The organism is Sulfitobacter sp. 1A13353 (assembly GCF_043557255.1).
GTDB classification, from domain to species: Bacteria; Pseudomonadota; Alphaproteobacteria; order Rhodobacterales; family Rhodobacteraceae; genus Sulfitobacter; species Sulfitobacter faviae.
The window spans coordinates 498976-513864 of sequence record NZ_JBIFFS010000002.1; the positions used below are offsets into that span (position 1 = coordinate 498976).

13 protein-coding genes are annotated in these 14889 nt (G+C 61.6%); 7 read left to right on the plus strand and 6 right to left on the minus strand.

The genetic code is table 11. The features are described 5' to 3' along the window. Window positions 1–114 precede the first annotated feature (114 nt). Window positions 115–1209 carry a carboxynorspermidine decarboxylase gene (locus ACGYLO_RS06160; RefSeq protein ID WP_271688117.1) on the plus strand — a complete coding sequence of 365 codons (1095 nt, stop codon included), beginning with the start codon at window positions 115–117 and terminating at the stop codon, window positions 1207–1209. A gap of 20 nt (window positions 1210–1229) precedes the next feature. Continuing rightward, window positions 1230–2471, plus strand: a complete 1242-nt coding sequence (locus tag ACGYLO_RS06165; RefSeq protein ID WP_271688118.1) for a saccharopine dehydrogenase family protein — start codon at window positions 1230–1232, stop codon at window positions 2469–2471. Between the two features lie 64 nt (window positions 2472–2535). On the opposite strand, the gene ACGYLO_RS06170 is transcribed toward ACGYLO_RS06165, so the two are convergent. Together ACGYLO_RS06170 and ACGYLO_RS06175 are read right to left on the minus strand one after the other, a co-directional pair. Beyond that, a complete protein-coding gene (locus ACGYLO_RS06170) occupies window positions 2536–2733 on the minus strand; it encodes a CsbD family protein (protein ID WP_067267282.1) in 198 nt (65 codons plus the stop codon). 123 nt (window positions 2734–2856) lie between these two features. Continuing rightward, window positions 2857–3618: an NAD kinase gene (locus tag ACGYLO_RS06175; protein WP_067267283.1), complete on the minus strand. Its 762-nt coding sequence runs from the start codon at window positions 3616–3618 to the stop codon at window positions 2857–2859. 181 nt (window positions 3619–3799) lie between these two features. Between ACGYLO_RS06175 and glyA the strand changes: the two genes are divergently transcribed. Together glyA and ACGYLO_RS06185 are read left to right on the plus strand one after the other, a co-directional pair. After that, window positions 3800–5077, plus strand: a complete 1278-nt coding sequence (glyA, locus tag ACGYLO_RS06180; protein ID WP_259945921.1) for a serine hydroxymethyltransferase — start codon at window positions 3800–3802, stop codon at window positions 5075–5077. Window positions 5078–5353: 276 nt separating this feature from the next. Next, on the plus strand, window positions 5354–5752 hold the full coding sequence (locus tag ACGYLO_RS06185) for a cupin domain-containing protein (protein WP_271688119.1): 399 nt from the start codon (window positions 5354–5356) through the stop codon (window positions 5750–5752). 18 nt (window positions 5753–5770) lie between these two features. Here ACGYLO_RS06185 and ACGYLO_RS06190 read toward each other — a convergent pair whose 3' ends face one another. Further along, window positions 5771–6145: a hypothetical protein gene (locus tag ACGYLO_RS06190; protein WP_271688121.1), complete on the minus strand. Its 375-nt coding sequence runs from the start codon at window positions 6143–6145 to the stop codon at window positions 5771–5773. 53 nt (window positions 6146–6198) lie between these two features. Here ACGYLO_RS06190 and ACGYLO_RS06195 point away from each other — a divergent pair, with 53 nt between their 5' ends. Further along, window positions 6199–6984 (plus strand): alpha/beta fold hydrolase, encoded by a 786-nt coding sequence (locus ACGYLO_RS06195; protein WP_271688123.1) that lies wholly within the window; start codon window positions 6199–6201, stop codon window positions 6982–6984. Window positions 6985–7138: 154 nt separating this feature from the next. Continuing rightward, window positions 7139–10498: a carbamoyl-phosphate synthase large subunit gene (gene carB, locus ACGYLO_RS06200; protein ID WP_271688124.1), complete on the plus strand. Its 3360-nt coding sequence runs from the start codon at window positions 7139–7141 to the stop codon at window positions 10496–10498. A gap of 55 nt (window positions 10499–10553) precedes the next feature. On the opposite strand, the gene ACGYLO_RS06205 is transcribed toward carB, so the two are convergent. The 3 genes from ACGYLO_RS06205 to ACGYLO_RS06215 are packed head-to-tail and all read right to left on the minus strand — an operon-like array spanning window position 10554 to window position 13344. Continuing rightward, a complete protein-coding gene (locus tag ACGYLO_RS06205; RefSeq protein WP_271688126.1) occupies window positions 10554–11117 on the minus strand; it encodes a TadE/TadG family type IV pilus assembly protein in 564 nt (187 codons plus the stop codon). Further along, window positions 11114–11644, minus strand: a complete 531-nt coding sequence (locus ACGYLO_RS06210) for a TadE/TadG family type IV pilus assembly protein (RefSeq protein WP_271688127.1) — start codon at window positions 11642–11644, stop codon at window positions 11114–11116. The genes ACGYLO_RS06205 and ACGYLO_RS06210 overlap by 4 nt, the downstream gene beginning before the upstream one ends. Further along, on the minus strand, window positions 11641–13344 hold the full coding sequence (locus ACGYLO_RS06215) for a TadE/TadG family type IV pilus assembly protein (protein WP_271688128.1): 1704 nt from the start codon (window positions 13342–13344) through the stop codon (window positions 11641–11643). The genes ACGYLO_RS06210 and ACGYLO_RS06215 overlap by 4 nt, the downstream gene beginning before the upstream one ends. Window positions 13345–13760: 416 nt before the next feature. Between ACGYLO_RS06215 and ACGYLO_RS06220 the strand changes: the two genes are divergently transcribed. Next, window positions 13761–14885, plus strand: a complete 1125-nt coding sequence (locus tag ACGYLO_RS06220; RefSeq protein WP_271688129.1) for a beta-ketoacyl-ACP synthase III — start codon at window positions 13761–13763, stop codon at window positions 14883–14885. The last annotated feature ends 4 nt before the right edge of the window (window positions 14886–14889 follow it).

Here is a 14889-nt window from a genome sequence, read left to right on the forward strand (position 1 = left end):
AATATGCGAAGCGCCCCCGGAAATGCCCCCCGGCGGGGCCAACCACGACAGCACATTCAGTGGGTCTTTTCCCTCCCGGAGCTTGCCCTCCGGCCGCGCAGAAAGGTTTTCGACGTGCAGACACCCTATTACCTGATCGACAAGGCCAATCTCCGCGACAATATGGAAAAGATCGCCCGCCTCCGCGCGCTTTCCGGTGCGCGTTGCCTGCTGGCGCTGAAGTGCTTTGCTACATGGTCGGTCTTTGACTTCATGTCCGAGTATATGGACGGCTCGACTTCCTCGTCGCTTTACGAAGTGCGGCTCGGGGCCGAGAAATTCCCCGGCGAGACCCATGCATATTCGGTGGCCTACGCCGAGCATGAGATCGACGAGGTGCTGGGCCATGCCGACAAGATCATCTTCAACTCCATCGGCCAGCTCGACAAGTTCGATGCGCAATCGCAGGGCCATATCCGGGGGCTGCGGGTGAACCCCGGCGTGTCCACCTCGGACTTTGATCTCGCCGACCCCGCCCGCCCCTTCAGCCGCCTGGGCGAGCATGAGCCTGCGGCGATCGACGCGGTTGCGGACCGGATCAGCGGGTTGATGTTTCACAACAACTGCGAGAATGACGACTTCGCCCGTTTCGATGAGATGCTGACCCTGATCGAAGACCGCTTCGGCGCGGTGCTGCATAAGATGGAGTGGATCAGCCTCGGCGGCGGCATCCATTTCACCGGCGAAGGCTATCCGCTCGACGACCTGGCGCTGCGGCTCAAGGCCTTTGCCGACCGCTTTGGCGTGCAGGTCTACCTTGAGCCCGGGGAGGCCGCGATCACCGGGGCGGCGACGCTGGAGGTCACCGTGCTCGACACGATGTACAACGGCAAGAACCTCGCCATCGTGGACAGTTCCATCGAGGCGCATATGCTCGATCTGCTGATCTACCGTGAGCCTGCGAAGGTGAGCCCCGACAGCGGTGACCACGAATGGATGATCTGCGGCAAGTCCTGCCTTGCGGGCGATATCTTTGGCGAGTTTCGCTTCGATGCGCCGCTGAAAGCGGGCGACCGGCTCTCGTTTCAGGACGCTGCCGGTTACACGATGGTCAAGAAAAACTGGTTCAACGGCGTGAAGATGCCCGGCATCGCGGTGCGCGAGTTGGACGGAACCACCCGAATGGTGCGCGATTTCGATTATGACGATTTCGCCGCCGCCCTGTCGTGACAAGGAAAGAGGTCAACACTATGAAACGCAATGTTCTTATCATCGGCGCGGGCGGCGTCGCACAGGTCGTGGCGCATAAATGCGCGCAGAATAATGACCGTTTGGGTGACTTGCATATCGCCAGCCGCACGGTCTCCAAATGCGAGGCGATCATCGCCAGCGTGCATGAGAAAAACGCGATGAAGCAAGACGGCGTCTTCAAGGCGCATGCCGTTGACGGAATGGACACCGATGCCGTGGCCGCCCTGATCAAGGAGACCGGCTGCCAGATCGTCATCAACGTGGGCTCGCCTTTCGTGAACATGACCGTGCTTCAAGCCTGCATCGACACCGGTGCCGCCTATATCGACACGGCGATCCACGAAGACCCGACCAAGATCTGCGAGACCCCGCCGTGGTATGGCAACTACGAGTGGAAGCGCCGCGAGGCCTGCGCCGAAGCGGGCGTGACCGCGATCCTCGGCGCCGGTTTCGATCCGGGCATGGTCAACGCCTTCGCGCGTTTCGCGGTGGATGAATTCATGGATGAGGTCAAATCCATCGACATCGTCGATATCAACGCGGGCAACCACGGCAAGTATTTCTCGACCAACTTCGACCCTGAGATCAACTTCCGCGAGTTCACCGGCACGGTCTACAGCTGGCAGGAAGGCGCGTGGCAAGAGAACAAGATGTTCGAAGTGGGTCGCGAATGGGACCTGCCCGTGGTCGGCAAGCAGAAGGCCTATCTGTCGGGCCATGACGAGGTGCATTCGCTGTCGGCGAACTACCCGCAGGCCGACGTGCGCTTCTGGATGGGTTTTGGCGACCACTACATCAACGTCTTCACCGTCTTGCAAAACCTCGGCCTGCTGTCCGAGCAGCCCGTGACCACCGCCGAGGGGCTGGAGGTCGTCCCGCTGAAAGTGGTGAAAGCCGTGCTGCCCGACCCGTCGAGCCTTGCGCCCAACTACACCGGCAAGACCTGCATTGGCGATCTGGTGAAAGGCGTGAAGGACGGCGAAGAGGTTGAGGTCTTTGTCTATAACGTCGCCGATCACAAGGACGCCTATAACGAAGTGGGCAGCCAAGGCATTTCCTACACCGCGGGCGTGCCGCCGGTGGCCTTTGCGATGCTGATCGCCGATGGCACCTATGACACCGCCACCATGGTCAATGTCGAAGAGTTGGACCCCAAGCCCCTCTTCGGTCTGCTCGACGACATCGGCCTGCCCACCCGTGTCAAAGACGACAAGGGTGACCGCGCGTGGCACGAGGCTTGAGCCTCTCTTGAAACGCAAAAGGCGACCCTCAGGGGGTCGCCTTTTTTAATTCTGCCGACGAAACTTAGTATTTCGCGGCGAAGTCATCGACTTGACGCTCGGCCTCGTCTTTGGCGATGCCATAGCGTTCTTGGATCTTGCCAACGAGTTGCTCGCGGTTGCCGCGGGCTTCGGCGATTTCGTCATCGGTCAGATCGCCCCATTGCGATTTCACCGCGCCGGTCATCTGGTTCCAATTGCCTTCGATACGGTCCCAATTCATCTTAGGTCTCCTTTCTTCGGCTGTTAAGACGCGGGGGGATCCCGCTCTTGCAGGCTCAACGCTGGCGCGAAGTTAGGGTTCCGGCGAGCGCGAGGTGCGGCGGAAAGGCGCCGCCCTTCCCGGTCAGTTGAACTGTTCCGAGATCAACCGCTCTTCCAGCCCATGACCGGGATCGAAGAGGATCCGGTGGCTGACGCTGGGGTCCGAGGAAACTTCAACCGTCGTGACATCGCGGTGCGACTGGCCGTCGGCATCGGCCATCACGGGGCGTTTCTGCGGTTCTTGCACATCGAAACGCACCGTGGCCCGTTTCGGCAGCAAGGCCCCACGCCAGCGGCGCGGGCGGAAAGCGGCGATCGGGGTCAGGGCCAAAACGTCAGAACCGATGGGCAGGATCGGCCCATGGGCCGAGTAGTTATAGGCGGTGGAGCCCGCAGGGGTCGCCACCAGCGCCCCGTCGCAGACCAGCTCCTCCATCCGCTGACGCCCATCTATCGTGATGCGCAGCTTGGCCGCCTGCGGCCCCGCGCGCAGCAAAGACACCTCGTTAATCGCCAGCGCGGTCGAAATCGTCCCGTCGATATGGGTGGCGCGCATGACCAGAGGGTTGATCACCGCCTCTTCCGCCGCCGCCAACCGCGCTTGCAGGTCGCCCTCTCGGTAGGCGTTCATCAAAAAGCCGATGGTGCCCCGGTTCATCCCATAGACCGGCGCGTCCATGTCTTGGGTGCTGTGCAGCGTGTGCAGCATGAACCCGTCGCCCCCAAGCGCCACGATCACCTCGGCTTGACGCAGTGGCACATCGCCATAACGCCCGATCAAAGCGGCCCGCGCCGTCTGTGCCACGCTGGCCCGGCTGGCCACAAAAGCGATCTTTAAGGACATGTCAGCAGGCTCATTCCGGCGAAGTTTCCGATCATCGGCGTTTGGGGCCAAAACAATCACATTATTCCGTGCGCCACCAGTGTTGACGCACATATCTTGCAACCTGTCGGTTTACAGCCTTCACCTCAGGCCGCGTTTCCGATAGGCAACACGCGAAACCAGCTCCAATGAGGATCCCCTGATGTCCGATTTCTTCACCAAATCTCTCGCTGATTCCGACCCCGCCCTCGCCGCTGCGATCGACGCCGAACTGGGCCGCCAGCGCGACGAGATCGAGTTGATCGCCAGCGAGAACATCGTTTCGGCTGCGGTGCTTGAGGCGCAGGGCAGCATCATGACCAACAAATACGCCGAAGGCTATCCGGGCCGCCGCTACTATGGCGGCTGTGAGCATGTCGACGTGGCCGAGAACCTTGCCATCGAACGCGCCTGCGCGCTTTTCGATTGCCAGTTCGCCAATGTGCAGCCGAACTCCGGCAGCCAAGCGAACCAAGGTGTCTTCACAGCGCTTTTGCAACCGGGCGACACCATTCTGGGCATGAGCCTTGATGCCGGCGGCCACCTGACCCACGGGGCCAAGCCGAACCAGTCGGGCAAATGGTTCAACGCCGTGCAATACGGTGTGCGCAAACAGGACAACCTGCTGGACTACGACCAAGTCGCCGAATTGGCGAAAGAGCATCAGCCCAAGATGATCATCGCCGGTGGCTCTGCCATCCCGCGTCAGATCGACTTTGCCAAGATGCGCGAGATTGCCGACAGCGTGGGCGCCTATCTGCTGGTCGATATGGCGCATTTCGCGGGGCTCGTGGCAGCGGGCGAGCATCCCTCCCCCTTCCCCCATGCGCATGTGGCGACGACCACGACCCACAAGACCCTACGCGGCCCGCGTGGCGGCATGATCCTGACCAATGACGAGGCGATCTCGAAAAAGATCAACTCCGCCATCTTCCCCGGCATTCAGGGCGGCCCCCTGATGCATGTGATCGCAGCCAAGGCCGTGGCCTTTGGCGAAGCGCAGCAGCCTGAGTTCAAAGCCTATGCCAAACAGGTCATCGCCAATGCGCAGGCGCTGTCGGATCAGTTGATCAAAGGTGGCCTCGACACCGTGACCCATGGCACCGACACCCATGTTGTGCTGGTCGACCTGCGCCCCAAAGGCGTGAAGGGCAACGACACCGAGAAGGCTCTGGGCCGCGCGCATATCACCTGCAACAAGAACGGCGTGCCGTTTGACCCGGAAAAGCCGATGGTGACGAGCGGCATCCGTCTCGGCTCCCCTGCGGGCACGACACGCGGCTTTGGTGAGGCCGAGTTCCGCCAGATCGCCGATTGGATCATTGAAGTGGTCGACGGGCTGGCGGCCAATGGTGCCGATGGCAATGCCGAGGTCGAGGCCAAGGTGAAAGCCGAAGTCGAAGCGCTGTGCCAGCGTTTCCCGATGTATCCGAACCTGTAAGCTCTCTGGCCCTCGCAGCGATGCGGGGGCCACTTTACCCTCCGGCCGGGCGGCGCCCGACCGCGGGTGGGCATCGCAACCTGCGTTCCTACTGCTTTATTTCTCAACCATGATGTGCGGCCAAGGTGATGTGCCCGGCAGCAAAAGCGCCCGCCCATGGGGCGGTCGGGCGCTGCCCGGCGGCGCAAAGGGCCTTAATTCCGGGCGATCATCGCCAGACAGCCCCCTTGCCGATCCCCCCTCCCCGCGCCACATTCTCTCGCAAAGGAGAACCGCATGATCATTCACCCCAAGGGCAGCCGCCCCTCTGAACCCGGCCCCGACGATTATTTCACCGGAGAGGTCGAAATGACCCCGCTGATCTCGGCCCCCGCCCCCGCCCGCCTGCGCGGGGTGACGGTGACCTTTCAGCCCGGCGCGCGCACCGCGTGGCATGTCCACCCTCTGGGCCAGACCCTGATCGTCACCGAAGGCAAAGGCCGCGCCCAGACCGAAGGCAGCCCGGTGCAAACGCTGAACAAAGGCGATGTCGTCTGGTTCGGCCCCGGTGAGAAACACTGGCACGGGGCCGCGCCCGACAGCGCCATGACCCACATCGCGCTGCAAGAGGCACAGGTCGGTGAGGCGGTCGAATGGATGGAAAAGGTATCGGACGCGGATTACGACCCGGCCTGAGCCCATCGGCGCGGCGGCTTACACGTAGCCGCGCCACCAAAGCCAGATTACGAAACCCACGATAACCACCAGAATGTTGAAGGCCACCCCGGCCAGCCGGTCAAGGATGATGCCGCGCCGCCGGGCCTTCGGGTCGATCTCTTTCAAATGCGCCGCAACCCGGTTGAAGGCAGCCCAAACCGGGGCATCTTCCAACTGACGGGCGATATGGGGATTGGCGACCAGATGCTCGGTCTTGCTGAGCAACACCCCGTCACCACGAATGCCGCGTGGCAGTTCTGGTCCGGCGCGGTGAAACGCCTCGCGTAGGTCACGGGCCTTGATGCGCAGACGGTCCTCGAACAGGGGGCGCAGCGCCTCGGCGCGGGTGTTGAAATTTTGCCGGTCAATCATGCGCGCATCTAATCGCTCTGGTCCCCGGGCTGCAATGCCCGTAATTTGCCCACATGTTGAATTACATCGAATATGGCGAAGCCGCCGCCGACCGCCCGACCCTGCTTATTGTCCATGGCCTCTATGGCTCTGGCCGCAACTGGGGCGTGATCGCCAAGCGTCTTGCGGACGCGCGTCATGTCGTCACCGTCGACATGCGCAACCACGGCAGCAGCCCGCATCACGACACCCACAGCTATCCCGAAATGGCGCAGGATCTGGCCGAGGTGATCACCCATCTGGGCGGCCCGGTGGACATCTGCGGCCACTCGATGGGCGGCAAAGCGGTGATGATGCTGGCGCTGACACGGCCCGACCTGCTGCGCCGCGTAATCGTCGCCGACATTGCGCCCGTCACCTATGGCCATACGCAGCAGATGTTCATCGACGCCATGCGCGGCGTGGACCTAAGCGAAGTCGAGCGCCGCTCGGACGCAGAGGCGCAACTGGCCTCAGCCGGGGTCGAGCGCGCGTTGCAAAGCTTTTTCACCCAATCGCTCGACCTGCCCGGCAAGCGCTGGCGGCTGAACCTCGACGCGCTTGAGGCGGAGATGCCCAAGATCATCGGCTGGCCCGAGGATGTGACCGGCCAGTTCGCGGGGCCGACCCTGTTTCTGTCGGGCGGTGCCTCGGACTATGTGCAGCCCGAACATCGCAATCCGATTAAGGCGCTGTTCCCACAAGCGCGCTTTGCCAAAATCCCCGGCGCGGGGCATTGGCTGCACGCAGAGAAACCGCGCGAGTTCGAAGCCACGCTGCGCATCTTTCTAAACGCCGAAGGGGCTGCCTCCACGGGCTAAGCCCTTTCGCCCCGACAGAGACTCAAAACACCGCCCGTAAGGGTTGAACCGGCGGCCCCGCCCTTATTTCTGGGGCCGTCAAAGCCATTCCCCCCTTGCAGCCCGTGCCGCCATCCCTATAAGGCAGGACAATTTGCAAAATTAGGGGGCCGCCATGCCGAAACGTACCGACATCCAGTCGATCATGATCATTGGTGCGGGGCCGATTGTCATCGGACAAGCCTGCGAGTTCGACTATTCCGGCGCCCAAGCCTGTAAGGCGCTGAAGGAGGAAGGCTACCGCGTCATCCTCGTCAACTCGAACCCGGCCACGATCATGACCGATCCCGGCCTCGCCGATGCCACCTATATCGAGCCCATCACACCCGAAATCGTCGCCAAGATCATCGAGAAAGAGCGCCCCGATGCGCTGCTGCCCACCATGGGCGGCCAGACGGGCCTCAACACCTCGCTCGCGCTCGAAGAAATGGGCGTGCTGGAGAAATTCGGCGTCGAGATGATCGGTGCCAAGCGCGAAGCCATCGAAATGGCCGAAGACCGCAAGCTCTTCCGCGAGGCGATGGACCGTTTGGGCATCGAAAACCCCAAAGCCACCATCGTCACCGCGCCCAAGCGCGAGGACGGCAAGAAAGACCTCGCCGCTGGCGTGAACCTCGCGCTCGAAGCGCTTGAATACGTCGGCCTGCCCGCGATCATCCGCCCCGCCTTCACCATGGGCGGCACCGGTGGCGGCGTGGCCTACAACCGCGAGGATTATGAGTTCTACTGCCGCTCGGGCATGGATGCCTCGCCGATGGGCCAGATCCTCGTCGACGAGAGCCTGCTGGGCTGGAAGGAATACGAGATGGAGGTGGTGCGCGACACCGCCGACAACGCCATCATCGTCTGCTCGATCGAGAACATCGACCCGATGGGCGTGCACACCGGCGACAGCATCACCGTGGCCCCTGCGTTGACGCTGACGGACAAAGAATACCAGATCATGCGCAACCACTCCATCGCGGTGCTGCGCGAGATCGGGGTGGAGACCGGTGGTTCCAACGTGCAATGGGCGGTGAACCCTGCCGATGGCCGCATGGTGGTGATCGAGATGAACCCGCGCGTCAGCCGCTCCTCGGCGCTGGCGTCCAAGGCCACGGGTTTCCCCATCGCCAAGATCGCCGCGAAGCTCGCCGTGGGCTTCACGCTAGATGAGCTCGACAACGACATCACCGGCGTCACCCCCGCCTCCTTCGAGCCGACCATCGACTATGTGGTCACCAAGATCCCGAAATTCGCCTTTGAGAAATTCCCCGGGGCCGAGCCCAACCTGACCACCGCGATGAAATCGGTGGGTGAGACCATGGCCATTGGCCGCACCATCCACGAGAGCCTGCAAAAGGCGCTGGCCTCCATGGAATCGGGCCTTACAGGCTTTGACGAGGTGGAAATCGCCGGGCTCAACAACGACCTGCCCGGCGACGCGCCTGAGAATATGGCGGCGCTTATCAAAGCCGTGTCGGCGCCCACGCCCGACCGGATGCGCACCATCGCCCAAGCGATGCGCCACGGCATGTCGGATGACGATCTGCACGCGCATACGATGTTCGACCCGTGGTTCCTTGCCCGCATCCGTGAAATCATCGAGGCTGAGGAAGGCGTTCGCGCAAACGGCTTGCCAAGCGATGCCGATACCTTCCGCGAGTTGAAAATGATGGGCTTCACCGACGCCCGCCTCGCCATGCTGACCGACAGCCGCGAAGCACAGGTCCGCGACGCGCGGCTGGCGCTCGGCGTCAAGGCCGTGTTCAAACGCATCGACACCTGCGCCGCCGAGTTCGAGGCGCAGACGCCCTACATGTACTCCACCTATGAAACCCCGCTGATGGGTGAGGCGGAATGCGAAGCGCGGCCCTCGGACCGCAAGAAGGTCGTCATCCTCGGCGGTGGCCCGAACCGGATCGGTCAGGGCATCGAGTTCGACTATTGCTGCTGCCACGCCTGCTACGCGCTGACGGATGCGGGCTATGAAACCATCATGGTCAACTGCAACCCCGAGACGGTTTCGACCGACTATGACACCTCCGACCGCCTGTATTTCGAGCCGCTTACCTTTGAGCATGTCATGGAAATCCTGCGCGTCGAGCAGGAGAACGGCACGCTACACGGCGTCATCGTCCAGTTCGGCGGCCAGACCCCGCTGAAGCTTGCCAATGGTTTGCAAGAAGCGGGCATTCCGATCCTCGGCACCACGCCCGACATGATCGATCTGGCCGAAGACCGTGAGCGTTTCCAGCAGCTTGTGCTGAACCTCGGCCTGAAACAGCCGCGCAATGGCATCGCCCATTCTGATGCGGAGGCGATGGAAATCGCCAAGGAAATCGGTTTCCCGCTGGTGATCCGCCCCTCCTATGTTCTGGGCGGTCGCGCGATGGAGATCGTGCGCGATCAGGCCAGCCTTGAGCGCTACATCACCAATGCCGTGGTGGTCTCGGGCGACAGCCCGGTGCTGCTCGACAGCTACCTGTCGGGCGCGGTGGAGCTTGACGTCGACGCGCTCTGCGACGGCGAGAATGTCCATGTGGCGGGCATCATGCAGCACATCGAAGAGGCGGGCGTCCACTCCGGCGACAGCGCCTGTTCGCTGCCGCCCTACTCTCTTCCGCGCGAGGTGATCGAAGAGGTCGAAGAGCAGACCCGCGCGCTGGCCAAGGCGCTTAACGTCGTAGGCTTGATGAACATCCAGTTCGCGGTGAAGGACGGCGAGATTTACCTCATCGAGGTGAACCCCCGTGCCTCGCGCACCGTGCCCTTCGTGGCCAAGGCGACCGACAGCGCCATCGCCTCCATCGCCGCGCGGATCATGGCCGGCGAGCCGCTGAGCAATTTCCCGCAGCGCCCCGCCTACCCCGATCAGGCCGCCTATGAAGACACGCTGCCCTTGGGCGACCCGATGACGCTGGCCGACCCCAATATGCCTTGGTTCTCGGTCAAAGAGGCGGTGCTGCCCTTTGCCCGTTTCCCCGGCGTCGACACGCTGCTGGGGCCAGAAATGCGCTCCACCGGTGAGGTCATGGGCTGGGACCGCGACTTCCCCCGCGCCTTCCTCAAGGCGCAGATGGGCGCGGGCAACCCGCTGCCGCGCAAGGGCTGCGCCTTCCTGTCGGTCAAGGATGCGGATAAGGGGCAGAACATGCTGGATGCGGCGAAGATCCTGCTAGACCAAGGCTTTACCCTCATCGGCACCCGTGGCACGGCGGAATGGCTTACCGCCAATGGTCATGCCTGCGATGTGGTGAACAAGGTCTACGAGGGGCGCCCGGACATCACCGATATGATGAAGAACGGCGAGGTGCATCTGGTGATGAACACCACCGAAGGCGCACAGGCGGTCGAAGACAGCAAGTCGATCCGCTCCATCGCGCTCTATGACAAGATCCCCTATTTCACCACCGCCGCAGGCGCCCATGCCGCCGCATTGGCGATCAAGGCGCAGGCCGAGGATGCGATCGGCGTGAAAGCGCTTCAGGGATAAGGAAAAGGGGCTGCCCATCGGGCGGCCCCTTTCGCATTTGGGCATCGGTGCCCGCTTAGCTGATGATGCACCGGATCCAGCAAAGCTGAGGCGCGAAACGCATTCGCGTGGCATGCGAGACGTTGACCTCCGTGCCCTCCAAGCCGATCTGCGCAATCGGCTCGTGCATGAAAGAAGTCTCCACCAACACCAGACGGTCACCATTGGCCATCAGCGGCACCCGTTCGCGCGAAAGCCCCGCGATAAAGTCGAGGTCGAGCAGGCTGTCCAGCCCGATGCCTTGCGAGAAATCCACCGCCAAAATCCGGCGGTCCAGACTGTCGCAATTCAGAATGCACCGCACCTGGGTGACGCGCAGAGAGACTTCGTAACCGGTGAGCTGCTCCGCCACCGATTGCAGGCCCAAGAGATCAGCGGCGTTAATTGGCGTCGTCTGCCGCGACAGGCTGTCGGCGATGACGGCGGTGGCATCGGTCGCCATCCCGCGCACCCGAAAGGCATCGGTAAAGGTCAGCATCGCCATAATCGACCAGACCAACAACGGCAGCAGAACCAGAAAGGCAATCGTCTGGCTGCCCTCTTCCGACTGGACGAAACGTTTGAATACGATCCCCCTCATCCGCGCGGCTCCGTCACGAAAGCGGTGGTGACCCGCACGCCATATGTGCCATCCGACCCTTCGGGCAATTTCCGGCCCAAGCCTGTCCCCGGCAAAAGCGGATCGAACAAACGACAGACCCGCATCATCATCAGGTTGTTCTGCTGACCGGGCAGAAAACCATTGGCCGGGTCGAAATCCTCATCCCGGTCGACACAGGGGGCAGCCCCGTTCAGATCAGCCCAATCGGCAATCGGCATGGCGCGCATCTCGATCCGGATATTCTCGATGCAGCCCGCATCGAAAACCGACCGCTCACAAATCAGCGCCTTCATCGCGTCATAGCCTGGCACAGAACCGGTGGCCAAACGCACGTCCCGCACGGCCAAATTCGTGGCCCGGCGCAGCATGATCTCACGCGCGCTCCACAGGCCCGTCTCAAGCGCGAGGAAGAAGAAGTAAAAGACGAGCGGCAAGAGAATGACGAACTCAATGGTGACCCCGCCCGCCTCGGACCGGCGAAAGCGGTCTTTGACGAAGCGGATCATTTTGTCAGCCTCAACATAGAGATGGACGCCGCGATCATGTCGAAGGCGGTTTGGATCTCCAGACCCTGAACGTCGAAGTAATGGGCCTCGGAAGAGGCGCAGTCTTTCAACAGGCTGAGGGAGTTGGTGCTGTCGACATCCATGCCGATGGAATAGACCACGACGCCAGCGGTGTTCGCGACGCCGCAGATTTGGCGCAGACGGCGGTCCTTCTCGCTCGCGCTGATGGTGTCGTGCATGTTGTTCCAAAAACTATTCGCGCGGGAACTCCAAGTCTGCGATCCGCCCCACCAGCTTGTCGTCCGCCGCCGGCCATAGAGGTTATAGCCGTAGTAATATGGGGACATCTCGGCCCAAACCTCGGGCCAGTCGAGCCGTTCTTCCTGCCCCTGATCCCTATATTGCCTTAGACTGGGGTGATTGAGCAGTGTGTAATCATCCCACCTACGATCAGAGCCCCAAGGGTGGGTCGCATAAAAGTAGTCTTCAGGATAGGAATTATCCCCGTCGTATTCGTTGGAGCGTTCGGCAGAATCCACTGTATAGAACACCACCGACCCGTAATCGGTGCGGATCACATCCGACTCGCCGGAAGCATACTCAGGCTCAAGACGGTATTCCGGAAAGTTCTCACCATCCGTCATCAGCACCAGAACCTTCATACTGTTATCAGCCCCGTGCGGGTGCGGGCGGCCTTGAAACTCCTGCGGGACCAGACCGGCGTCGATCAAGCCGCTCACCGGCCCCTGTGCGGATGGGTCGAGCAAGGCCAGCCCCCACTTCGCACCAACGTCGATCGACGTCGACCCTTCGGCGGTCAAAGCGAGGATTTGCGATCTCAGCGCCGCGACCGAGTCTGACAAAGGAGTAATTTCAAAGCCTGCGTCTTTACGGCAAACCCATTGGCCCCTTTCCTGGTTGGAACTCGACATGCTCTGGAACTGGAAGTGCCCTGTCCGTTGCATCTGTTGTTGGGGGTCGATCGCCAAGGAACCATAGTCATTCCCATCGAAATCCACGCAGTGGGAATAGCTATGTTCGGTGGTTGTCGAATACTGGCCCAGCAGAGCTTCTCCCGCATTTACCTTGGTCGAATAGGGAATGATCGAAATCGATACGCGTCCCTCTTCGGTATCGCTTAGGATCGTATCGACGAAGTCGATGGCCGCATTCTTCAGCAGGGTCAGCTTGATCCCGCTGCGGTCGCTGGTCCTCTCCCCCATCGACCCCGACACATCCAACACCAGCGAAATCTCGATATCCTCAACCCGTTCGGTCGCCTCAGAGCTGATCGTCATCCCGAGTGAATCGATGTCGAAAAACCGGAAGAAATAGGTGTTCAGCCCGGCGGGGAGCGAGGCTTCGACGGTACGCCCCACCAGAATGCCGCCGATCTTTTCTTCGCTCGAGTCGATCACCACCTCGGAAGGATCGAGCCCCGCTGAGGTAAGATAGCTGCGCACGACTTCTTCAGGGTCGAGGTCTTGTGACAGGCTCGCCGCGGCGAGCACGGCATTATCGAGGTGGGTCTGAAAGGTGGTCCGCGTCCGCTCGTGGTTCGCCAGATCCACGGCCAGCCCGCCAAAGATCGTGATCCCGAAAAACACGACCAACATGAGGACCAGCATGCCGCCGCCCTCGTCCTTGCGAAAACGCTTTGCCCGCTCGCAAAGCATTCGACTGATAATACTGCGCCTCATGACACCTCTCTTTTTCGGAGGTTGAATCCGTAAGCAAATTCTGTGCTTTAGGCTGCGGCATCCGCGGATGGTGGACCTGTAAATCACGCGCCGGAGGGGCCGCTGCCTCAAAAAAACCCTGACTGTTCTCGTTCAATTAATGATTGCTAATGCTCAATCACTGCGCGCTTCCGGTTGCATAGTCAAGCCAGCGCGCGGGGGCCGGGGCGATCAAAATTCGCAACTGTAGCGGCATTCACACGTCTGCCCCGTCAAAGCCGTGGCAAGTCCTGTGCGGTTTCGCTAAAGTATGGAACCTGCACCTTGCTGCCCCCTGCATCAAAGTGCACCGACATGACAACGGCCCTTGCAATTCGCCCGGGGCTGCTCAGCTTTATCAGACCAGCCATGCCGTTGGAGAGAAAGGGATCACACCGATGTATCAAGCCGCCATCACCGGTACGGGCGTTTTCACGCCGCAGCAAACCATCACCAACGCCGAACTGGTCGAAGCCTTCAACGCCTATGCCGACCTCTACAATGCCGAGAATGCCGAGGCGATCGAAGCGGGCACCCTGGAGGCCAAGGCGCATTCTTCGGAAGAGTTCATCGTCAAAGCCAGCGGCATTGAACAGCGCTATGTCATGGATAAATCCGGCGTGCTGGACCCCAATGTGATGCACCCCCTGCTGCGCCAGCGCGCGGATGAGGAGCCTTCCCTCATGGCCGAAATGGCCATTGATGCCGCGCAAAAGGCGCTCGCCGCCGCTGGAAAGAGTGCCGAGGATGTGGACGCGGTGATCTGCGCCGCCTCCAACCTCGAGCGCGCCTATCCTGCCGTGGCCATCGAGATTCAGAAGCTTCTTGGCGTGAAGGGCTTTGCCTTCGATATGAACGTCGCCTGTTCTTCGGCCACTTTCGGCATTCAGGCGGCGGCGGATATGATCCGCTCCGGCTCCATCCGCTCCGCCCTCGTGGTGAACCCCGAGATTTGCTCCGCCCACCTCGAATGGCGTGACCGCGATTGCCACTTCATCTTTGGTGACGTGGCCACCGCCACGCTGCTGGAACGCGCCGAAGATGTCGAAGGCCCCTGTTTCGACGTCATCTCTACCCGCTGCGCAACCGAATATTCCAACAACATCCGCAACAACAACGGCTTCCTCCGCCGCTCCCGCCCCGATGGGCTGAGCGACCGGCGCGATATGCAGTTCATGCAGAATGGGCGCAAAGTGTTTAAGGAAGTGTTACCCATGGTGGCCGACCATATCGGCGGGCATATGGCCGACAACGGGTTGGAGTCCGCCGACCTCAAGCGCATCTGGCTGCATCAGGCGAATAAGTCGATGAACGATTTCATCGGGCGCAAAGTGCTGGGGCGGGAGCCTGAGCCGGGCGAACAGCCCAACATTCTGCAAGACTACGCCAACACCTCCTCCGCCGGGTCGATCATCGCTTTCGCCAAGAACTCCGACGATCTGGAAGACGGCGACACTGGGCTGATCTGCTCCTTCGGGGCGGGCTATTCCGTCGGCTCCGTCATCGTCAAAAAGCGCGGCTAACCCG